Genomic DNA, 20,981 nt, shown 5'->3' with positions numbered 1-20,981 from the left:
CGCCGATATCCTGAGGTCAGACCGGCAGGGGGCGAGTGGAAAACAGCACTATCACCGGCCCGCCGACGCCTTCCGCCCGGTTGGTGAGTCACGGCAACCTGCTGGTCTGGGCGATGGGGGTGGTTCTCGCCGTCTACCTGGCCGGGCTGGCGCTCCCCAGCCACGACCTCCGGCCTGTGGTCAACGGCTGGCTGGGCACGATAACCCAGTGGATACCCGCGGCGCTGTGCTGGCGCGCGGTCTATCGCAGCGGATTCCGACGGACGCTGGTGATCCTGGCTGCGGCCGCCGTCACCGTATTCGCGGTCTCGAACCAGTACTACGTGCTGGCGCTCGGCGACGCGGAAGCGCTGAAATTCCCCTCGCCCGCCGACTTCGGCTACCTGCTCTTCTACCCGCTCATCCTCGGGTCGCTCGCCATCCTCGTGCACCGCCAGCTTCGGGCGCTTCCACGGGCGGTCTCGCTCGACAGCGCGGTCGGAGCCCTCGGCGCCGCGGCCCTGCTCGCCGCGATCCTCAGCCCGATCCTCCTCGCCGCCCAGACCGGTGAACTCACCCTCGCCACGGCTGTTGCGACCGCCTCCCCCCTGTTCGACCTCGTGCTGGTCGCCGCCGTGGTCGGAGTCGCCTCCGCCCGGGGGCTGGACGTCGGCGGCCGCTGGGGCATCCTCGTCGCCGGCCTGCTGGTCTTCGCCGCCACCGACGTGACCTACGCGGAGCAGATCGCCGGTGACAGCTACGCGATCGGCACGGTGCTGGACGGCGGGTGGGCCGTCGGCCTCACCCTGATCGCCCTTTGGGTGGACGGTCTCACCCGACCTCCGGGGGAGGTCGGCCGCCGGCTGACCGGCGCCCTCTCCCTGATCGTGCCCGTGGTGGCCACGGCCGCCGGGGTGCTGGTGCTCGTGCTGGGCACCCAGGTGAGGCTCTCCATCCTCGCCGTCGTGCTGGCGACCGCGACCCTCGCCGGGGCGAGCCTGCGCACGGCCGTCGCGTTCCGGGATCTCGGCCGGATGGCCGACCTCCGCCGCCAGGCGCGCACCGACGACCTCACCGGGCTGCCCAACCGGCGGGCCCTCTACCTCGACGTGCCCATGCGCCTCGGAGCAGGAGGACCGCGAAGCGCACTGATGCTGCTCGACCTGGACCGGTTCAAGGAAGTCAACGACGGCCTCGGCCACGATGTCGGCGACGAGCTGCTCGTGCAGGTCGGGCGTCGCCTGGCCGACCAATTGCGGCCCCGGGACCTGCTGGCACGCCTCGGCGGAGACGAATTCGCCATCCTCCTCGACGACGCCGGCGCGACCGAGGCGGAGGCCGTCGCGGCGACGGTACAGGCGGCCCTGGCCGAACCGTTCACCCTCGCCGGGATCTCCCTGCAGACCAGCGTCTCGGTCGGGATCGCGCTCTACCCCGACCAGAGCGACAACCTGACCGGGCTGCTGCGGAAGGCCGACATGGCCATGTACAAGGCCAAGGCCGGCGGAACCGGGCATCATGTCTACCGCAGCTCCGACGACAGCCACGGGGACTCCCGGCTGCGCACGGTGCAGGAGCTGCGCGAGGCACTTCGCGAGGACCAGCTGGTGCTGCACTACCAGCCGAAGATCGACCTGCCCACCGGGCAGGTGAACTGCGTCGAAGCGCTCGTGCGCTGGCAGCACCCGGCCCGCGGCCTGCTTCAGCCGGGGCAGTTCCTCGACCTCGTCGAGGAATCCGGGTTGATGCACGCCATGACGCACACGGTGCTCGACAAGGCCCTGGACCAGGCCGCGCTCTGGCGGGCCGAGGGTCATCCGCTCGCGGTCGCGGTGAATCTCTCGGCGCGTTCCCTGCTCGACGCCGAACTGCCGGCGCGGGTTGGTGCCATGCTCTCGTCCCGGCACCTGCCGGCCTCCGCCCTGACACTGGAGATCACCGAGGAGTTCCTGATGGCAGACCGGGAACGGGCGAGGGACATCCTCACCCAGTTGCGGGAGACGGGAATCCGGATCGCCGTCGACGACTTCGGTACCGGCTACAGCTCCCTCGCCTACCTGCGCGACCTGCCCATCGACGAGCTCAAGCTGGACCGCTCCTTCATCTTCCCGATGGCCGACGACGCGCGCGCCGCCGCGCTCGTCTCCTCCATCGTCGACCTCGCCCACAGCCTGGGCATGAGCGCCGTCGCCGAGGGAGTGGAGGATGCCGTGGCCTACGACGAACTCGTGCGATACGGGTGCGATCAGGCGCAGGGCTTCCACATGGCCCGCCCGCTCCCCGCGGCCGACCTGGCTGCATGGCTGGTTTCGCGGCGCGCGGCAGTGGCCACGGCCTGACCGGGATCGAACGCTGTCGGTCGGGGCCCTCTGTCCCCAGTTTTGGGTTGGCCCGCAGCCTGGCCCGCCCGGGGAATGGTGGCCCGGCTCCGCTAGCGTGGAAAACCAAGGGAGCCTCATGATGCGAGCCGATCGCGCGACCAGCCAGGACGGCTTGCCCGGCGCGCCCAACCGCGCGGACCTCTGGCTCGTCGCGGCGATGCTGCTCGTCCTCGCCGTCTACACCCTGAGCCTGGCGCTGCACGGTGCGGAGGGCATCCGAGCCCTGACCGACGACTGGGTCGGGCTCCTGGCCAACACGGTTCCCGTCGGAGTGTGCTGGAGGGCCATCGCCCGGGCCCGGAAGGCGCGGGCGCAGTTGCTCTTGACCGCCCTCGCCTTCCTGATCCACCGGCAGCTGCGCGGACTCTCCCTGGCGGTGACTCTTGACGGCTCGGTGGGCGCGCTGGGCGCCGCGGCCATGCTGGCGGCCGTGCTGAGTCCCGTGTTCACGGCGGCGTTGACCGGCCCGGTGACCGTGCAGTCCGTGATGACCGTGGCTACCCCTGGCTGGACCTGATGGTTGTCGCCGTCGTGGCCGGCATCGCCGGGTCCCGAATCCTCACGGCCGGACGTCACTGGGTCATGCTGGTCTGCGGGCTCCTGGTTTTCGCCGCCTCCGACGTGGCCTTCGCCGTCGTGGATGTCACCGGTGGCTACCAGGTCGGCACTCTGCTGGACGCAGGCTGGGCCTGCGGGCTCGCCCTGGTCGCCATCTGGGCCCTCGAGTCGAGCGGGCCGGAGCCGGGCGCGCGTCCGACCCGCCTGTGGACGCTCGCACTGCCGGCGTTGTCCACCGCGGCCGGGCTGGGCGTGCTTGTGCTGGCCAGCAGGGTGCCCGTATCGGACCTGGCGATCAATCTGGCGACCGCCACCCTGCTCCTGGCCTCACTGCGCACGGTCCTGGCGTTCCGGGAACTCGGGCGGATGTCCGATCTCCGCCGCCTGGCGCGCACCGACGACCTGACCGGGCTTCCCAACCGCCGGGCGTTATACACGGATGTCCAGCTGAGCCTGGCCCTCGGCGCCGGCGGGAGACGAGCGCTGCTCCTCCTCGACCTCGACCGGTTCAAAGAGGTGAACGACAGCCTGGGCCACAACGTCGGCGACGAACTGCTCGTGCAGATCGGACACCGCCTGTCCGCGCGGCTCCGGCCCCGGGACCTGCTGGCCCGGCTGGGCGGCGACGAATTCGCGATCCTGCTCGACGACGCCGGTCGCGAGAAGGCGGAGACGATGGCGGCGGGCATCCGGACCGAACTGGCCGTGCCGTTCACCCTGGAGGGTATCGCCCTGCAGACCAGCGTGAGCATCGGGATAGCCCTCTTCCCCGAGCAGGGCGAGGACCTGACCAGCCTGCTGCGCAAGGCCGACATGGCCATGTACAAGGCCAAGGCGCAACGCACCGGTCACCGGGTGTACCGGAGCGTGGACGACAGCCACGGCGAGAACCGGCTCCGCACCCTGCAGGAACTGCGGGTGGCCCTTCAGGACGACCAGATCGAGCTGTACTACCAACCCAAGGTGCACCTGGCCACCGGCGAAGTGCACGGCGTAGAGGCACTGGTGCGCTGGAACCATCCGAGCCGCGGCCTGCTGGAGCCCGATCAGTTCCTCGACCTGGTAGAAGAGTCCGGGCTGATGCATCCGCTGACCCAGGTCGTGCTCGCGAAGGCGCTGGACCAGGCGGCCAGGTGGGTGCGGCACGGCCAACCGCTCACCGTGGCGGTGAACCTCTCGGCGAGCGCCCTGATCGACGTCGAACTTCCCGAACGGATCGGGGCGATGATCGATGCCCGCGGCCTGCCGACGTCCGCGCTGCTGCTCGAGATCACCGAGGAATTCCTGATGAGTGACCGTGAACGGGCTCACGACATCCTGAGCCGGCTGCGGAACACGGGGATCCGGATCGCCGTCGACGACTTCGGAACCGGCTACAGCTCACTCGCCTACCTGCGGGATCTCCCGATCGACGAGCTCAAACTCGACCGCTCGTTCGTGCAGCCGATGGCCGACGACGCGAGGGCGGCCGCCCTGGTGGCCTCGGCCGTCGTGCTGGCCCATAGCCTGGGCCTGGCCATGGTCGCCGAAGGCGTCGAGGACGGGGTCGCCTATGAGGAACTCAACCGCTACGGCTGCGACCAGGCGCAGGGCTTCCACCTCTCCCGGCCGGTGCCCGCGGTCGAGCTGGAGCGCTGGCTCGCGCTGCGTCGCACGGGAAGCGCCGTCGTCCGGCCCTGAGGCGGCGAGCTCCCCGCGCTGCCAAGTCGAGGTGGCCTCACATCGACGGCAGGTACAGTACACGGGTGGAAGAACAGGACACCCCGCGCCCCGGCATCGCAGCCTTCATCGCCCGGCACCGCACGCTGGCGCTGATCACCGCCGGTGCGGCGCTGTTCGCCCTCCTCGGCACCGGGGCCGTCGTCGCGGGAGCATCGACCATCCCGGCCAGCGCTCCCGCAGCCCTCCGTGCCCGGGCCGCCACCCCCAGCCCCACCCCGACGGCCCCGCCGCCCCGGCCCGCCCCGGCCGACGCCACCACCGCCAGCCGTCTCCGCACCTGCTCGGTGGCCGGCCTCGCCGCCGACCCCCGGCTCGCTAACTTCCAGGCCCAGGTGGTCAACGCCAGCACCGGCGAAGTCCTCTTCGACCGCGGCGGCAACACGCCGTCCCGCACCGCGAGCGTGCTCAAAGTGCTGACCTCGGCGGCCGCGCTGAGCGTGCTCGGCCCCGACTACCGGGCCACGACGACCGTGGTCGCCGGCAGCGAAGCGGGAACGGTCGTGCTGGTCGGTGGGGGAGACCTCACGCTATCCCGCACCCCGACCGGCGAAGAATCGGTGTACACCGGCGCCGCGCACCTCGACGACCTGGCCGCGAAGACCATCGCCGCGTGGACGGCCGACCCGGCGCATCCGCCGATCACCCGGCTCGTGCTCGACTCTTCCTCCTTCGGAGACCCCAGCTGGGACCCGAGCTGGAACCGGAAGGAACTCGGCGACGGGTACATGCCCGAGATCACGGCCCTGCAGGTCGACGGAGACCGGGACAACCCGGGAAGCAGCACCTCCGCCCGCAGTAGCGACCCGATAGGGCGCGCCGGGCAAGCGTTCGCCGACGCGCTCGGCGGCAATGTGGAGGTCAGCCGCGGCACGGCACCGGCGGGCGCCGCAGAACTCGCCTCGGTGCAGTCCCAGCCGGTGTCCACCCTGATCAAACAGGCGCTGATCGTGTCGGACAACGCGCTCGCCGAGATGCTCGCCCGGCTCGTCGCGGTGAAATCCGGGGCTGGGAGCACCTTCGGGGCGTTGCAGAAATCCACCCTCGCCGGGCTCGCCCCGTACGGCATCGACACGGCCGGCATCCTCATCGCCGACGGCTCCGGCTTGAGCGACAACAACGCCGTTCCGCCGTCCTACCTGACGAAACTGTTCGTCAAGATCAACGCCAGGGAGGGCAACCTCGGCGTCATCTTCGACGGCTTGCCCGTCGCCGGCGGCGACAGCGGGTCGCTGTCCTACAGCGACCGGTTCACGGGGGACAACGCCGTCGCGGACGGTTCCGTCTTCGCCAAGACCGGTTGGATCGACACCGGCTACACCCTGGCCGGCGTCATCCACGCAGCGGACGGCACGCCGCTCACCTTCGCCGTTTACGCGCTCGGGGATGTGGGCGATAATGCGAAGCAGGCGATCGACACCCTCACCGCCGGTTTCTATCGTTGCGGTGACAACCTGTCGAACACCTGATCCCATCCGGCGAGCGAAGGAGCCACCTGTGACACGGGCACTGTTCATCATCGACGTCCAGAATGACTTCACAGAGGGTGGCGCGCTTGAAGTTGCGGGCGGTTCCGCCGTTGCCGCCGGGGTGAGCGCTCTCCTGGCGCAACACCAGAACGCCTACGCGTGCGTCTTCGCCTCCCGGGACTGGCACGACCCCGACAGCGACAACGGCGGCCACTTCGCTTTGTCCGGCGAACCCGACTACTCCGAGAGCTGGCCGGTGCACTGCGTGGCGGGCACCCCAGGCGCCGAGTACAACCCGGCGCTCACGCTGCCGGAACACACCATCCACATTCGCAAGGGACAGGGGGAGGTCGGCTACTCCATCTTCGACGGCGTCTCAGAGGGCGGCGACAAAACCGGCGAACTGCTGATCACGAACGGTGTGACGGATGTCGACATCGTTGGCCTGGCCACCGACCACTGTGTGCGGGCGAGCGGGCTCGACGCCCTCGAACACGGCCAGCACCTGCGCGTGCTCACCGACCTGATCGCCGGGGTCAACCCGGAGGCCAGCGAGGCTGCCCTCGCCGAACTGGCATACGCGGGGGCCGTCCTGGCCGCCTCAGACGTGGTCGCCTAGGTGGGGCCCCGGCCCGCGCCCGTGCTGGACTCCTTCGCGCGGCGCCTCGACGGCGTGCGGATCGCCTATGACTTCGTGCCGGGGGACCGCCCGATCCTGCTCGTGCACGGGTTCGCGTCGACCGCCAGGCTCAGCTGGACCGGCACCGGCTGGGTGCGCTTCCTCGAGGAAGCCGGACGTGGCGTGGTCGCGCCCGACCTCCGCGGCCACGGTCGAAGCGACAAACCGCACCGGGCCGCCGACTACGCTCCCCGGCAGCTCGCGGCCGACCTCGTCGTCGTGCTCGACGCGCTCGGCCTTGACCACGTCGACGTGGTGGCCTATTCGATGGGGTCCCGGGTCGCGGCTGCGCTCGCCCGGCTGGCACCGGAACGGGTGAGCCGCCTGGTGCTCGGCGGCGCGGGGCCGGTCGAACTGTTCGAGTCCGTCGGCCCGGCGACGCTGGCCGGGCTGCTGGCCGGCCAGGCCCCGGCCGATCCGGTGGTCTCGTCCGTGCTCGGGCCCGTGCTCGCCGCCGCGGTCGCCGCGGGAGGAGACCTGGCGGCACTGCTGGCCTGCGTGGAGGGATTCGCCGGGGCGGAACTCGACTTGCCGCCGGGCATCCCCGTGCTGTATGTGGCGGGCGGTGCCGACCCGATCCCGGAGGGAGTGGCCGAGCTGGCCCGCGCCCGCGGCTCCGCCTACCGGGAGCTGCCCGGGCGCGATCACGTGAATTCCCTCACCTCCCGCGAGTTCAAGCAGGCGGCCCTGGACTTCCTTTCCTGACGCTTCCCCCTATTCGGGGGGTTTTGTCAAACTTTTCTTGAAGGGTTGCATCCAAAACCACCCTTTTGCTGGAATTGGTAGCGGGAGGCAACGCGGCCTCCCGTCCAACGAAATGCAGGAGGTAACTATGCACAGGACCATCGCAATTGGGACCGCAGCCGGCCTACTCGTCGCTCTCGCAGGAATCCTGCCGGCCAGCGCCGGCGAATACCACGGTGGCGACGGGCATCACTCCGACGGAGGCACCGCGGAACTCACCGTCTTCCACGGGGTTCCGGGCCTGACCGTTGATGTCTACGTCGACGGCAAGCTCACCCTGGACAACTTCAAGCCGGGCTCGTTCTCCGACACCCTCACCCTCGACGCCGGGACCTACTCGGTTGCCATCACGGCCGCCGATGCGAAGGACGCCAGCAACCCGGCGATCGGTCCGGTCGACCTGGCGCTGGAGGCAGGCGACAACTACACGGTCGCAGCGCACCTCACCGAAGCGGGTGACCCCAGCGCCACCCTGTTCACCAACAACCCGGACAAGGTCGGCAAGGGCAACGGGCGCCTCACCGTGCGGCACATCGCCGCCGCACCCTCCGTGGACGTGCTCGCGGACGATGTCGCCGCGGTGACCGACCTGACCAACCCCGACGAGGAAGAGCTGACCCTGCCGGTCGGCACAATCTCCGCCGTGGTGGCCGCGACCGGAACGACCGACCCGCTGATCGGGCCGACCGACGTCGAGATCGCCAAGCGCACGAACACGATCGTCTACGCCTGGGGCAGCCTGGCTGCCGGCAACCTCGCGTTCGCCGTGCAGACGGTCGACCTCACCGGGGGCGGACACCACCACAAGTAAGGATCGCCACTGACGACTCCCGGTCGAATTGATCGACGGGGCTTCGTCCGCACCTCGAGGGCCGCACGCGCAGCGACAGCTGACGTGCGGCCCTCGCCGTGTCCGCGCCGCCGTGTCCGCGCCGCCGTGTCCGTGCGTCCGCGCGAAAGAAATCACGTTCGAGTGCATCCGATCAGGGGCCTGCGGCGGAAGTAGTTGGCAAGAGTGCCCCGGCACACACCGCGGGGAACAGTCACCGCGGTGACCAACCACAGACAGCACCAGGAGGAAATGATGCACAAGTCCCTTACGATCGGCTTGACGGCGGTCTCGCTCGGCGCCTTCGTCGCCCTCGCCGGCCTCGCGCCGGCGCAGGCCGCCGACCCCGTCGCCAAACTGTCCGTCTTCCACGGCGTTCCCGGCCTGACCGTCGACGTGTACGTGAACAACAAGCTCACGCTCGACAACTTCAAGCCGGGCGACCTGGCCGGTCCGCTCGACCTGCCGGCGGGCACCTACACGGTGGCGATCACGGCCTCGGACGCGGCCGACGCGAGCAAGCCGGCGATCGGCCCGGTCGACCTCCCTCTCGAAGCGGGCAAGGACTACACCGCCGTCGCCCACCTCGACGCCGCCGGCAAGCCCACCGCGACGCTCTTCACCAACGACATCGGCAAGCTGGAGGCCGGCCAGGGTCGGCTGACCGTGCGGCACGTGGCGGCCGCACTCGCGGTCGACGTGCTCGCCAACGGCGCCGCAGCCATCACCAACCTGGTCAACCCGAAGGAATCGGTGCTGAACCTCCCGTCCGGCACCATCTCGGCGGCGGTCGCCGCAACGGGCACGACGGCCCCGGTGATCGGACCGGCGGACGTCAATGTCGCTGAGGGCACGAACACGATCGTCTACGCGTGGGGCAGCCTGACCGACAAGAACCTGGCCCTCGGCGTGCAGACGATCGCCGGACTGCACTCGAACCCCGGCAGCATCCCCGCCGGGGAGGCCGGCCTGGTCGCCACGAACAAGCCCGCTGACACTACCGGGCTGTGGCTCGGCGGATTCGCCGCCCTGCTGCTCGCGCTCGGCACGGCGTCGGTTCTGGGACTGCGTCGCGCCGCCGCGCGACGCTAGCGGGGGGCGCAAGATGAGGGCCACAGTGGGCGCAATCGGGATGCTCGCTGTGGCTCTCGTTCTGCTCGGCGGATGCTCCGGGACTCAGGCCCCAGCGGCATCCCCACCGGCGACGGCCGCGCCGGCGCCGGCATCCGTGATTCCGGCGCCCCAGCCGGCCCCCGCGCCGGCCCCCGAGGTGACAGTGCCGACGGTGAGCGCGGCCCTGAGCGCCAACCAGGTCCCGGCCTCGCTCGCCCCCGTGCGGATCCGGGTGGAGGCCCTGGGCATCGACATGGCGGTCGAGGCGGTCGGTCAGACCGCGGAGAACGTCATGGAACTGCCGAAGAACCCCGCCGTGGCCGCCTGGTACCGGTTCGGCCCGTCTCCGGCCAGCCCGGCCGGGGCGACCGTGATCGCCGCCCATGTCGACTCGCTCGTCTACGACATCGGCCCGTTCGCCCGGCTCGCCTCGGCGAGTGCCGGAACAAGGGTCGTGCTGACGCTCAGCGACGGGTCGGAGCGGGGCTACTCGGTCACCGGGGTGCAATCGATCCTCAAACCGGATGTCCCGTGGGCCAGTGTCTTCGACCGGTCGGGTGCCTCCCGGCTGACACTCGTGACCTGCGGCGGCGAATTCGACTACGAGGCGAAGCGCTACCTTTCCAACGTGATCGTCTCGGCGGATCCGCTCCCATGATGACGATCCATCCCACAGTGAGAAGGTGTGGCTATGCTGAGGTCGACGGTGGTCGAGGCGTCCTTCGCGGGGAGGCCTGAGGTGTACGACCAGTCGCCGCGGCATTCGACCGGGAGGCACCCCAGTGTGGTGAGCGCAATCACCGATGCGGACGACCACGCACGGCTGGCCACCGCCTTCCGCGCTGGGGACGAACGTGCGCTCGCCGAGGCGTACGCCCGCTGGGCGGCGCTCGTGCACACCATCGCTATGCGCTCGCTCGGCGACCATGGCGAGGCGGAGGACGTGACCCAGAAGGTCTTCATCTCGGCCTGGAACGGCCGGACCGGCTTCGACCCTTCCCGCGCCCGGCTTCCGGCCTGGCTCGTCGGCATCACCCGGCACGCGGTGGCCGACGCGCATGAAGCCCGTTCCCGCCGCCGCCGGATCGAGGCGGCCGTGATGGGGGAACTCCAGTTCAGCCACCCCGACGAATCGGCCGACGTCGCCGACCGGCTGCTGATCAGCGAGGAGTTGCAACGCCTCGAACCGGTGCCGCAGCGTGTGATGCAGCTGGCCTTCTACGATGACCTGACGCACGCGCAGATCGCCGATAGCCTCGGATTGCCCCTCGGCACCGTGAAGAGTCACATCAGACGAAGCCTGACCAGGTTGCGCACCAGATTGGAGGCGAACGATGACACACATTGACCGGGACGATCTCGCGCTCATAGCGATGGCGGAGCTCGACCTCACCGAACTGGAGCACCTCCACCTGGCCGAATGCCCGGAGTGCTCGCTCGAACTGATCTCCCTGCAGCACACCATCGCGGTCGGCCGCGCGGCGCGCGACGTGGAACTCATCGAGCCGGGCGACGCCGTCTGGGGCCGCATCCACTCCGCCCTCGGGCTGTCCGACGCGGTCGCGGGCACTCCGCGGCGTTCCGACTTTCCGGCGAGTGCGGGGCCGGCAAGCACGGGGCCGGCAAGCACGGCGCCGGTGACGGATGCCGCGGTGCTCGCGCCAGGCGGTGCTGCCGGTCCGGCTCCCGTGGAGCCGGCGCCTCCGGTCGGACTCGCGCCGGTCGCCCGGATCGACGGCCGCGGTCGGTCGCGCCGCGCCCGGTTCTGGCTGCCGCTGACCGTCGCGGCCGGGATCGTCGGCCTGGTCGGCGGCCTCGGCGGCGGGATCTGGTGGGAGTCGCTGCGGCGGGACACCGCGCCCCCCGTCGTCGAAGCGAAGATCGCCGAAGCGAAACTGGACCCGTTCCCCGGCTGGAAGGCCGGCGGCACCGCCTACGTGGAGAAGGCCGCCGACGGCCACCGGGAGGTGGTGGTCGACCTCACCGGGGCGACGGGCAGCGCGCCCCTGCGCGAGGTGTGGCTGATCAAGGCGGATGCCTCCGGCCTGGTCAGCATCGGGCTGCTCGACGGCGCCACCGGCCGGTTCTCGATCCCCGACGGGCTCGACCTGGCCCAGTACCCGCTCGTCGACGTGTCCGCCGAACCGGACAACGGCGACCCGGCCCACTCCGGCGACTCCATCGTGCGCGGCGAACTGCACGCCACCTGACCTGAGCCCCCGTTCCGGTCGGGAGTGCCCTCGACCGGAACGGGAACGGAAAGCGGGGCCGCCCGGGCGGTTAGAGCTGGTGGCCGAGCTTGTATTCGGGCATCTCCTCGCCCTTGCGGGTGTAGGAGAAGCCGTCGGCGCCGACGGTCACGGCCATCTCGCTCGACTGGGTGCGTTCGATCACGGGCTGGGGGGTGCCGTCGAGGTCGAGCACGAGGGAGGCATCCGTGTACCAGCTCGGCACCACCGGGTTGCCCCACCAGTCGCGGCGCTGGTTGTCGTGCACGTCCCAGGTGACGACCGGGTTGTCGGGGTCGCCGGTGTAGTAGTCCTGGGTGTAGATCTCGACCCGGTGGCCGTCGGGGTCGCGCAGGTAGAGGTAGAACGCGTTGGACACGCCGTGCCGGCCCGGGCCGCGCTCGATCAGGTCGGACTTGCGCAGCGCGCCGAGCTTGTCGCAGATGTAGATGATGTTGTGCTTCTCGTGCGTGGAGAAGGCGATGTGGTGCATCCGCGGGCCGTTGCCGCCGGTCAGGGCGGTGTCGTGCACGGTGTCCTTGCGGCGCAGCCAGGCCGCGTAGGTGACGCCGTCCGCGTCCTGGATGTCCTCGGTGACCCGGAAGCCGAGGTCCTCCAGGTAGCCGCGGCCGAGGCCGACGTCGGGGGTGACCTGGTTGAAGTGGTCCAGGCGCACGAGCGCGCCCGGACCCTGCAGGTCGTAGCGCCAGGCGAGGCGTTCCACGTGCTCGGTGTCGAAGAAGAACTCGTAGGGGAAGCCGAGCGGGTCTTCGACGCGCACGGAGTCGCCGATCCCCGTGACGAAGCCGTTCGCGCGGCGCTCGGTGCGGCAGCCGAGCTCGCGGTAGTACGCCTCGGCGAGGTCCACGTCGAGGGGGGAGCGCACCCGGAACGCGAACGCGGAGACCGCTGCGACCGGTCCCTGGCGCAGCACCAGGTTGTGGTGGATGAATTCCTCGAAGCTGCGCAGGTAGATCTCGGTGTCGTTCTCCTCCGTCACGACGAGGCCGAGGATGTCCACGTAGAACTCGCGGGAGGCGGCCAGGTCGGTGACGACGAGGTCCATGTAGGCGCAGCGCAGGATGTCGGGCGGGGTGGCCGCGGGGGTGGGGATGGGGGTGGTGGTCATGGGGGTGGTGGTCATGGGGTCCTCCTCATTGAGTGTCAGTGGTTGTGGTCTCGACGGGCTCGACCACCGGTGACGTGCTCAGCCGCCGGTGATCGAGCCTGTCGAGATCCAGGTCAGGCGGCGCCGAAGCGGGCGGTGTGCACGGCACCGAGGGTGATGTGCACGGCCTGCTGGTCGGTGTAGAAATCGATCGAACGGTAGCCGCCCTCGTGGCCCAGTCCCGAGGCCTTGACCCCGCCGAACGGGGTGCGGAGGTCGCGCACATTGTGCGAGTTGAGCCAGACCATGCCGGCCTCGATCGCCTGGGCGAAGGTGTGCGCCCGGGTGAGGTTGCCGGTCCAGAGGTACGCGGCGAGGCCGTATTTCACCCCGTTGGCCAGCGCCAGGGCCTCCTCATCGGTGTCGAACGGGGTGATCGACACCACCGGGCCGAAGATCTCCTCCTGGAAGATGCGGGCCGTGGGCGGGACATCCGCGAACACGGTCGGCGACACGTAATTGCCCTCGGCCAGGTGCGCCGGGCGGCCGCCGCCGGCGAGCAGGCGGCCCTCGGTCTTGCCGATCTCGACGTAGCTCATCACCTTGGCGTAGTGCTCGGGGTGAACGAGCGCGCCGACCTCGGTCTTCGGGTCGTGCGGGTCGCCGACGACGATGTTCCGGGCGCGGGCGGCGTAGCGGGCGCAGAAGTCGTCGTAGACGGTGCGTTCGACCAGGATCCGGCTGCCGGCGGTGCAGCGTTCGCCGTTGAGCGAGAAGACGCCGAACAGGGTCGAGTCGATCGCGGCGTCGAGGTCGGCGTCGGCGAAGACGATGGCGGGGGACTTGCCGCCGAGTTCCATCGACATGCCCTTGAGGTTGGCGGCGCAGTTGCGGTAGATGGTCTGGCCGGTCGTGGTCTCGCCGGTGAACGAGATGAGGGGGACGCCCGGATGCTTGACCAGCGCGTCGCCGGCCTCCTCGCCGATGCCGTTGACCAGGTTGAAGACCCCGTCGGGCAGCCCGGCGGCGGAGAAGATCCCGGCCCACAGGCTGGCCGAGAGCGGCGTGAACTCGGCCGGCTTGAGCACGACGGTGCAGCCGGAGGCCAGCGCCGGGGCGAGCTTCCAGCTCTCCAGCATGAACGGGGTGTTCCACGGGGTGATCAGCCCGGCGACGCCGACCGGCTTGCGGTTGACGTAGTTGATCTGGCTGCCGGGCACCTTGTAGGTGTCGTCGGCCTGCGCCACGATCAGGTCGGCGAAGAAGCGGAAGTTCTCGGCCGCCCGGTTTGCCTGGCCGAGGGCCTGGGTGATCGGCAGACCGGTGTCGAAGGTTTCCAGTTCGGCGAGGCGGGCATCCTGCGCTTCGATCGCGTCGGCGATCCGGTTCAGGATGCGGGAGCGCTCGCGCGGCTTCATGCCCGGCCACGGCCCGTTCTCGAAGGCCTCCGTGGCGGCGGCCACGGCCAGGTCGATGTCCTCCTGCTGGCCGGCGGCGGCGGTGGCGTAGGTCTGGTTGGAGACCGGGTCGAGCACGTCGAAGGTCTTGCCGGAGACGCTGTCGACGAAGTGGCCGCCGATGTAGTGCTGGATGCGGGTCGGCAGGTTCTCGGGGACGAAGTGGCCGGCCGTGCTGGAGCCGGTGGTCGCGGTGGTGTCGGTCGTTGTCATGGTCAGGCTCCTGCCGGGGTGTTGCCGTCGATCGTGAAACCGTCGACGGGGGAGAGGTAGGCTTCGCCGGCGGCCAGGAACTTCTTCATGGTGACGAGGCCGGCATCGGTGGGGGTGATCAGCGGCGGGCGCACGAACCCGGAGGCGATCAGGCCGCGCTGTTCGAGCACCCACTTGCCCGGTGCCGGGTTGGTTTCGACGAAGAGCAGGTCGACGAGGGGGTGCAGGCCGTAGTGGATCTCCCGTGCCCGGGCGAGGTCGCCGGCCATCCACGCGTCGTACAGCTCGACGTGGGCGACGGGGGCGATGTTGGAGGTGGCGCTGATCAGGCCGACTCCGCCGAGCGCGAGCAGCGGCAGGCAGAGCAGTTCGATTCCGCTCCAGACCAGGAGTTCCTTTCCGCAGAGGTGCAGCACCCGGGAGAAGTGCTCGAAGTCCTTGGTGGTCTCCTTGACCCCGACGAAGTTGTCGAAGTCGCGGTAGAGCCGGGCGATGGTCTCCGGGGCGATGTCCACGGCGGTGCGGCTGGGCACGTTGTAGGCCACGATCGGCAGGTCGGGGAACTCTTCGGCCACGGTCTTGTACCAGACGTAGAGGGCCTCCTGGGTGGGCCGGGCGTAGTACGGGGTGATGATCAGAGCGGCGTCCACGCCGGCGTCCCGCGCGGCGGCGGTCAGCTCGAGGGTCTCGTCGAGTTTCGCCGAGCCGGTGCCGGGCATGAACGGGACCCGGTCACCGATGGTCTCGGCCACGGTGCGGATCGCGGCGGCGCGTTCGGCAATGCTCTGCGAGCTCGGTTCCCCGGTCGACCCGCCGAGCGAGATGCCGTGGGTGCCGGAGGCCAGCTGCCAGTTGACGAGGTTGGCCAGGCCGGCATGGTCGAGCGCGCCGTCGGCCGTGAACGGCGTCATGAGGGGCGCGATGGAGCCTCTGATCTGGCTGGGGTCGCTGCGGAACTTCATTGTTCTTCCTTTCGAGGGCAACGGATGCGTTCGCGACTGTTACCGAATCGGACGAATGTTCCCGGTGTGCGGGCAACAGTTGTCCGGTACGGGAACAGTTGCGGCTGTTAGGGGGCGGAGGGGGCGTGCTGGCGGGCGAGGAAGGCGTCGAGTGTGCCGAGGCGGTGGTTGCGGGCGGCGAGCTCGACCTGCAGGGCGTCCGCGCCGTTCTCGATCAGGTCGAGCAGCGCGGTGTGTTCGGCGACGGATTCGTGGGCGCGGCCGGGCACGAAGCTGAAGATGGAGTCGCGGAGGGCGCTCAGCCGGCTCCAGCCGCGGTGCACGAGGTCGAGCAGGTGCGGGTTGGGGCAGGCCTCGAACAGGGTGGAGTGGAACTCGAGGTTGAGCCTGGTGAAGCTGACCGGGTCGAAATGGTCGAGGCAGTCGGCCATCTCCGCGTTGATCCGCCTGGCGCGTTCGAGCGTGTCCGCGTCGAGCACGGGCGCAGAGAGCGCCGTGGCATAGCCCTCGACCAGGCTGAGCGTCTGCATGGTGTGCACGTACTCGGTGGCGTCGAGCATCGCGACCTGCGCGCCGATGTTGCGCTCGAAGGTGACCAGACCCTCCGCCTCGAGCAGGCGGATTGCCTCCCGCACGGGAACCGCGCTGACGTCGAGTTCGCGGGCGATCTGGCCGAGCACCAGGCGGTAGCCGGGGCTGTAGGTTCCGTCGCTGATCCGCGACCTGATCCATTGGTGGGCCAGCTGTGCCTTGCTCAGGCCGTCGGTGGCCGCGCCCGGGGAAACCGTCATCACTTCTCTTCCTGCCAGTTCCGGTAGCGGGCCTTCCAGTCCGCGTTCATCGGGTACAGCCCGTCGACGCCATGGCCGGCGGCGACCATCTCGGCGATGAAGGCCTCCTCGCGTTCCTGCGCGATGGCGGAGGCGACGACCTCCTCGACCAGGTGCGGCGGGATGACGAGAACGCCGTCAGCGTCGCCGACGATCACGTCGCCCGGCACCACGGCGGCGCCGCCGCAGGCGATTGCCAGGTCGGTGTCCCATGGCACGTGGCGACGGCCGAGCACGGCCGGGTGCCCGCCGGAATGATAGGTGGGGATGGAGAGCGCGGTGACGGCCGCGAGGTCGCGCACGCCGCCATCCGTCACGATCCCGGCCGCGCCGCGAACCTGGGCGCGCAGGGCGAGGATGTCGCCGACAGTGCCGGTGCCGCGCTCGCCGCGGGCCTCCATCACGATCACGTCGTCCGGCCCGAGCGAATCGAAGGCGCGTTTCTGGGCGTTGTAGCCGCCGCCGTGGGACTCGAACAGGTCTTCCCGGTTCGGCAGGTAGCGAAGGGTGCGCGCCCGGCCGACGAGGCGGGCCTCGGGCCGGGTCGAGCGGAGGCCGTCGATCGACACGTTGTTGAAGCCGCGTTTGCGCAGCTGGGCGCTCAGGGTGGCGGTGCCGACGCTGTTGATGCGCTCCTTCAGGGTGGCGGTGAGTACGAATGCGGGCGCCTCCGGAGCGAGCCCGGCGGCCTCCGGGGAGCCCCAGGCCTCGGTGCGCTGCAGGTCATCGACCCGCGGTGCGGCGCCGTAGCCGGCCAGGGGGACGGTGCCTTCGACGACGACGGTGCGGAGCCGGCCTGTGGACAGCGGCGTCGGCATGGTCGGGGCGTCGACCTCGACTTCGACGACGTCGCCCGGCCGCAGCACCGAGGCGCCGGCGGGGGTGCCCGTCAGGATGATGTCGCCCGGTTCGAGGGTGATCAGCTGGGAGAGGTCGGCGACGAGCCGGCCGAACGGGAAATACAGGGTGCCGGTGGTGTCCTCCTGGGCGAGGACGCCGTTGACCCAGGTGCGGATGCGCAGGGCCGCCGGGTCGACCTCGCCGGCCGGCAGCACGGCCGGCCCGATCGGGGTGAAGCCGTCGCCGCCCTTGGAACGGAGGTTGGAGCCCTTGTCGGCGTGACGCAGGTCGTAGACGCCGAAGTCGTTGCTCGCGGTGACCCCGGCCACCGCGTTCCAGCCCTCGACGGGGTCGACCCGGCGGGCCGTCCGGCCGATGATCAGGGCGATCTCCCCCTCGAAGGCGAGCAGCTCGGTGCCGGCCGGGCGTTCGATCTGGCCGGGGAGGGCGAGCGAGCTGGCCGGCTTCAGGAAGTACGACGGCTGGGCCGGGACCCGTCCCCGCTGCGCGGCTCGGCTCGGGTAGTTGATGTGCACGGCGATGACCTTGCCGGGCCGGGCACCGACGAGCGCCTCGACGGCGGATGCGATGGTGTCGCTCATCCCACACTCCTCTGTGTTGAAAGCCTGCGGTACTGGTGCTGGTTCTTCGTGCTGGCGCCTGCGGTGCTGATTGCCGCCGCTCGACTCGACCGGCATGTATCAAATCATATACGATCCGGGCAGACGGCACAACGACGGCACAACGACGGCACAACGACGGCATGACGGCGGGGCAGGGGATCGGCGATTCCGCCGTTCCCCTGCCCCGCGTCACTGCCGGTCTGCCCTAATCGCGGGCGGACACTCCGAGGTGCACCCCGCGCGTCTCCTTGACCACGGAGACCGCGGCGAAGGAGATGGCGGCGAGCACCATGATGTAGATGCCGATCGAGGGCGACCAGCTGGTCTCGTCGAGCAGCAGCTGGGCGATCAGGGGGGCGAAGGCCCCGCCGAGAATGGCCCCGAGGGCATAGCCGATCGACACGCCGGAGTAGCGCACGTGGGCCGGGAACATCTCGGCATAGAGCGCGGCCTGCGGGCCGTAGGACAGGCCGAGGCCGACCGCGAGCACGACCAGGGCGACCGCGAACAGGACGATGTTCTTCGTGTCGATCAGCAGGAACATCGGGATAGCCCAGGCGAAGAGCCAGGCGTAGCCGATCTGGAAGGTGCGGATGCGGCCGATCCGGTCGGACAGGATCCCGCCGAACATCGTGGCCGCCAGCCAGAAGACCGCCGCGACCGTGCTTGCCAGCAGCACTGGGGAGCGCTCCATGCCCAGGCCGCCGGCCTCGGCCGGCTTCGTGGCGTAGGAGGAGAAGAAGGCGATCAGCAGGTAGCCGGCGGCGTTGTTGGCGATGAAGATGAGAGCGGTGAGCACGACCTGGCGCCAGTTGTGCGCGAAGAGTTCCTTCAACGGTGCGGCGGACTCCTTCTTGCGCTCCTGGAGTTCGGTGAAGACCGGGCTCTCGTTGACGGAGCGGCGGATGATGTAGCCGATCCCGATCAGGACGATGGAGAGGAGGAACGGGATGCGCCAGCCCCAGGCGAGGAAGGCTTCCTCGGTCATCGAGTTGGTCACGACGAGCATGACGCCGGTGGCCAGGATGAGGCCGGACGGCACGCCGATCTGCGGGTAGGCGCCGAAGAAGCCGCGCTTGTTGCCCGGCGCGTGCTCGACCGACATGAGTGCGGCGCCGCCCCACTCGCCGCCGGCGGAGAAGCCCTGCAGGATGCGCAGCAGGATGAGCAGCAGCGGCGCCGCGACGCCGATCTGCGCGTAGGTCGGCAGTACGCCGATGAGCACGGTCGACGCGCCCATCATCACGAGGGTGACCACGAGCATCGCCTTGCGGCCGAGTCGGTCGCCGAGATGCCCGGCGACGATCGCGCCGAGCGGGCGGAAGAGGAAGCTGATCCCGATCGAGGCCCAGGCCACGAGCTGGGCGAGCGCGGCGTTGTCGCTGCCGAGCGGCGCGAAGTAGAGGCCGGCGAGCACGAGGCCGGCGGCCTGCGCGTAGATGAAGAAGTCGTACCACTCGATCGTGGTTCCGACCATGGTGCCGACGAGGACGCGTCGTTCCTCGAGTCGTTTCGCGGTCGTCGTCGTTGGTTCGGTCGTCAAAGCCATGGAATACTCCCTTGTATTCGGTGCGGGGGAAGTCGAGCGGGGGTGCACGGGCGTTGCCCAGATGGTGCGTCACGATCTGCGAGGAACGTATCACAAATCGTATATTATGTGTGGCTCGGGGGCCGGACCGACACCGGACCGTGACCTGCGCGCGTGGCCGGGCTAGCGCATCCGTGCCGCGATCGCCGCGGCGGCGAGGCCGAGCCGGGCGCCGAGCTTGGCGGGATCACCCGCTCCGGCCAGGTAGACCACGGCGAGGGCGGCGGGCGGTTCGCCCGGAATGGGCAGCGGAACGGCGACGGAGGCCAGGCCGGGGATGACCTCGTCGTGGCTCGTCGCGAAGCCCTGGGCGCCGATGGCGGAGGCCTCTGCCCGACGGCCGGCATCGCCGCCGAGATCGGCCCACTCGGCCGATGAGAGCAGCGACTGGATGGCGATCCCCGGAGCACCGGCGGCGAGCGGATGCCGGGTTCCCGGCCGCTGGGCCACCGTCGCGTGCGCCTGCCGGGGCTCGACGCTGACGAGGGTGATGACCTCGACCCGGTCGAGCACGGCGACGAAGGCCGTCATCCCGAGCTCGTTCGCGACGCTGGTCAACTCGGGCAGCGCAGCGGCCTGCAGGTCGCGGGACACCCCGCGGGCGAGCGCGGCCATCCGCGGACCCAGGCGCACGGCGCCGGCGGCGTTCCGCACCACGACGCCGTGGTCCTCGAGGGTGCGGAGAATCCGGTAAGCGATCGACCGGTGCACGCCGAGGGCGGCGGCAACCTCGGCGATGGTGAGCGGGGAGTCGGCGTCGGCCAGGATCTCGAGCACGCGGATGCCGCGGGAGAGGGTCTGCGAGTGCGGCGCGGCGCTCGCGCCGGCCTGGCTGGGTTGCATCGACACGTCGCCATTCTCGCATCCGCCTCCCCGGCGGCGGGCGGCCGTGCGCCGGCCCGCCCCAGCCGTGCGCCGAGAATCAACACGGACCGGGTGGACCGGCCTATCTTGGTGCTCAATGAGCGCGATCTGGGTCTCCGTCTGCCTGGCCGCCGCCGCCGTGGCGGCCGGCCTCGCTGCCGTCTGCGCGCTCGCGGCGCTCCGCACGCCGGGGCGCAGCGCCGCCGCGGCACCGGCCATGGTGGTGATGTCGGCCTCCACCTTCGACATGGTCCTGCCGGACGCGCACCTGCTCAGCCCCCTGGCCTGGGTCGCACTGCTGGTCGGGGCCGCCCTCCTTGCGCTCCTCGACCGGCGCAGCCGGGTCGCGGCGGCGCACCACGCGGCGGCACTGCTGCTGATGGCCGTGATGTGGGCCGGGATGCTGCCGGGCACGGCAACCGGTGCGGCCGACGGCGCGAATGCGGCGGCCGCCGCGTCGGCGCCCGGGCTGTCGGCCGCCGGCGCGTCGCTGTCGGCCGCCGGGGCGGCGGTGTCCGCGGCCGGGCACTCCGGGCACGGGCAGGCGTGGACCGGCGGCGGGGTGCTTCTGGGCTGGCTGGTGGTGGCGGCATCCGTCGCCCTGGCGGCCAGCGCGGTGCGCGCGGCGAAACACCGCGCCGGGTGGCGGGGAACCGGTGTTGCTGACAGGCTGGAGGCGACCCAGCAGGTGAGCATGGCGCTGGCGATGACCGCCATGGCCGCCGGCATGCTCCTGCCGTTGCCCTGGGCGTGAACCCGGGCTGCTGCCCCGGGCACGTTGCCTTGGATAGAATTCG

The 20,981-nt window shown here is 70.5% G+C and carries 19 protein-coding genes; 12 read left to right on the top strand and 7 right to left on the bottom strand.

What is annotated here, in order from left to right; all coding sequences use genetic code 11:
- Window positions 1-35: 35 nt before the first annotated feature.
- The 11 genes from IWX89_RS19010 (at window position 36) to IWX89_RS10220 (ending at window position 11,681) form a co-directional block, all read left to right on the top strand.
- Complete coding sequence (locus tag IWX89_RS19010; protein ID WP_196903463.1) at window positions 36-2,318, top strand: bifunctional diguanylate cyclase/phosphodiesterase; 2,283 nt, start codon at window positions 36-38, stop codon at window positions 2,316-2,318.
- Between the two features lie 118 nt (window positions 2,319-2,436).
- A complete protein-coding gene (locus IWX89_RS10265) occupies window positions 2,437-2,877 on the top strand; it encodes a hypothetical protein (protein ID WP_196903462.1) in 441 nt (146 codons plus the stop codon).
- Window positions 2,877-4,598: a bifunctional diguanylate cyclase/phosphodiesterase gene (locus IWX89_RS10260; RefSeq protein WP_196903461.1), complete on the top strand. Its 1,722-nt coding sequence runs from the start codon at window positions 2,877-2,879 to the stop codon at window positions 4,596-4,598. Before IWX89_RS10265 ends, IWX89_RS10260 begins: the two co-directional genes overlap by 1 nt.
- A gap of 65 nt (window positions 4,599-4,663) precedes the next feature.
- Entirely contained in the window at window positions 4,664-6,106 is a 1,443-nt protein-coding gene (locus IWX89_RS10255; protein ID WP_307836502.1) for a D-alanyl-D-alanine carboxypeptidase, read from the top strand.
- A gap of 28 nt (window positions 6,107-6,134) precedes the next feature.
- Entirely contained in the window at window positions 6,135-6,725 is a 591-nt protein-coding gene (locus tag IWX89_RS10250; protein WP_307836501.1) for an isochorismatase family protein, read from the top strand.
- Window positions 6,726-7,490 (top strand): alpha/beta hydrolase family protein, encoded by a 765-nt coding sequence (locus tag IWX89_RS10245; protein WP_307836500.1) that lies wholly within the window; start codon window positions 6,726-6,728, stop codon window positions 7,488-7,490.
- Between the two features lie 127 nt (window positions 7,491-7,617).
- Window positions 7,618-8,340 (top strand): DUF4397 domain-containing protein, encoded by a 723-nt coding sequence (locus IWX89_RS10240; RefSeq protein WP_196903459.1) that lies wholly within the window; start codon window positions 7,618-7,620, stop codon window positions 8,338-8,340.
- Window positions 8,341-8,610: 270 nt separating this feature from the next.
- Window positions 8,611-9,450 carry a DUF4397 domain-containing protein gene (locus IWX89_RS10235; RefSeq protein ID WP_196903510.1) on the top strand — a complete coding sequence of 280 codons (840 nt, stop codon included), beginning with the start codon at window positions 8,611-8,613 and terminating at the stop codon, window positions 9,448-9,450.
- A 13-nt stretch (window positions 9,451-9,463) separates the two neighbouring features.
- On the top strand, window positions 9,464-10,129 hold the full coding sequence (locus IWX89_RS10230) for a class F sortase (RefSeq protein ID WP_196903458.1): 666 nt from the start codon (window positions 9,464-9,466) through the stop codon (window positions 10,127-10,129).
- Between the two features lie 129 nt (window positions 10,130-10,258).
- Complete coding sequence (locus IWX89_RS10225) at window positions 10,259-10,819, top strand: sigma-70 family RNA polymerase sigma factor (RefSeq protein WP_307836499.1); 561 nt, start codon at window positions 10,259-10,261, stop codon at window positions 10,817-10,819.
- A complete protein-coding gene (locus IWX89_RS10220; RefSeq protein ID WP_196903456.1) occupies window positions 10,806-11,681 on the top strand; it encodes an anti-sigma factor domain-containing protein in 876 nt (291 codons plus the stop codon). Before IWX89_RS10225 ends, IWX89_RS10220 begins: the two co-directional genes overlap by 14 nt.
- 70 nt (window positions 11,682-11,751) lie before the next feature.
- Here the strand turns inward: IWX89_RS10220 and hpaD are convergent, their stop codons facing one another.
- The 7 genes from hpaD to IWX89_RS10185 form a co-directional block, all read right to left on the bottom strand.
- Window positions 11,752-12,843 (bottom strand): 3,4-dihydroxyphenylacetate 2,3-dioxygenase, encoded by a 1,092-nt coding sequence (hpaD, locus tag IWX89_RS10215; RefSeq protein ID WP_196903455.1) that lies wholly within the window; start codon window positions 12,841-12,843, stop codon window positions 11,752-11,754.
- Window positions 12,844-12,941: 98 nt separating this feature from the next.
- Window positions 12,942-14,477, bottom strand: coding sequence for a 5-carboxymethyl-2-hydroxymuconate semialdehyde dehydrogenase (gene hpaE, locus IWX89_RS10210; protein ID WP_196903454.1), 1,536 nt, complete (start codon window positions 14,475-14,477; stop codon window positions 12,942-12,944).
- Window positions 14,478-14,479: 2 nt separating this feature from the next.
- Window positions 14,480-15,439, bottom strand: coding sequence for a 4-hydroxy-tetrahydrodipicolinate synthase (dapA, locus tag IWX89_RS10205; protein ID WP_196903453.1), 960 nt, complete (start codon window positions 15,437-15,439; stop codon window positions 14,480-14,482).
- Window positions 15,440-15,546: 107 nt separating this feature from the next.
- Window positions 15,547-16,230 carry a GntR family transcriptional regulator gene (locus IWX89_RS10200; RefSeq protein ID WP_196903452.1) on the bottom strand — a complete coding sequence of 228 codons (684 nt, stop codon included), beginning with the start codon at window positions 16,228-16,230 and terminating at the stop codon, window positions 15,547-15,549.
- On the bottom strand, window positions 16,230-17,711 hold the full coding sequence (locus tag IWX89_RS10195; protein ID WP_196903451.1) for a fumarylacetoacetate hydrolase family protein: 1,482 nt from the start codon (window positions 17,709-17,711) through the stop codon (window positions 16,230-16,232). The genes IWX89_RS10200 and IWX89_RS10195 overlap by 1 nt, the downstream gene beginning before the upstream one ends.
- Before the next feature lie 226 nt (window positions 17,712-17,937).
- A complete protein-coding gene (locus IWX89_RS10190) occupies window positions 17,938-19,281 on the bottom strand; it encodes an MFS transporter (RefSeq protein WP_196903450.1) in 1,344 nt (447 codons plus the stop codon).
- 162 nt (window positions 19,282-19,443) lie between these two features.
- A complete protein-coding gene (locus IWX89_RS10185; protein WP_196903509.1) occupies window positions 19,444-20,163 on the bottom strand; it encodes an IclR family transcriptional regulator in 720 nt (239 codons plus the stop codon).
- Between the two features lie 118 nt (window positions 20,164-20,281).
- Here IWX89_RS10185 and IWX89_RS10180 point away from each other — a divergent pair, with 118 nt between their 5' ends.
- Window positions 20,282-20,938 (top strand): hypothetical protein, encoded by a 657-nt coding sequence (locus tag IWX89_RS10180; protein WP_196903449.1) that lies wholly within the window; start codon window positions 20,282-20,284, stop codon window positions 20,936-20,938.
- Window positions 20,939-20,981: the final 43 nt, after the last annotated feature.

Source organism: Cryobacterium sp. MP_M3 (genome assembly GCF_015752155.1).
In the GTDB taxonomy this organism is placed as follows: domain Bacteria; phylum Actinomycetota; class Actinomycetes; order Actinomycetales; family Microbacteriaceae; genus Cryobacterium.
This window is presented reverse-complemented; position numbering and strand designations above follow the sequence as displayed.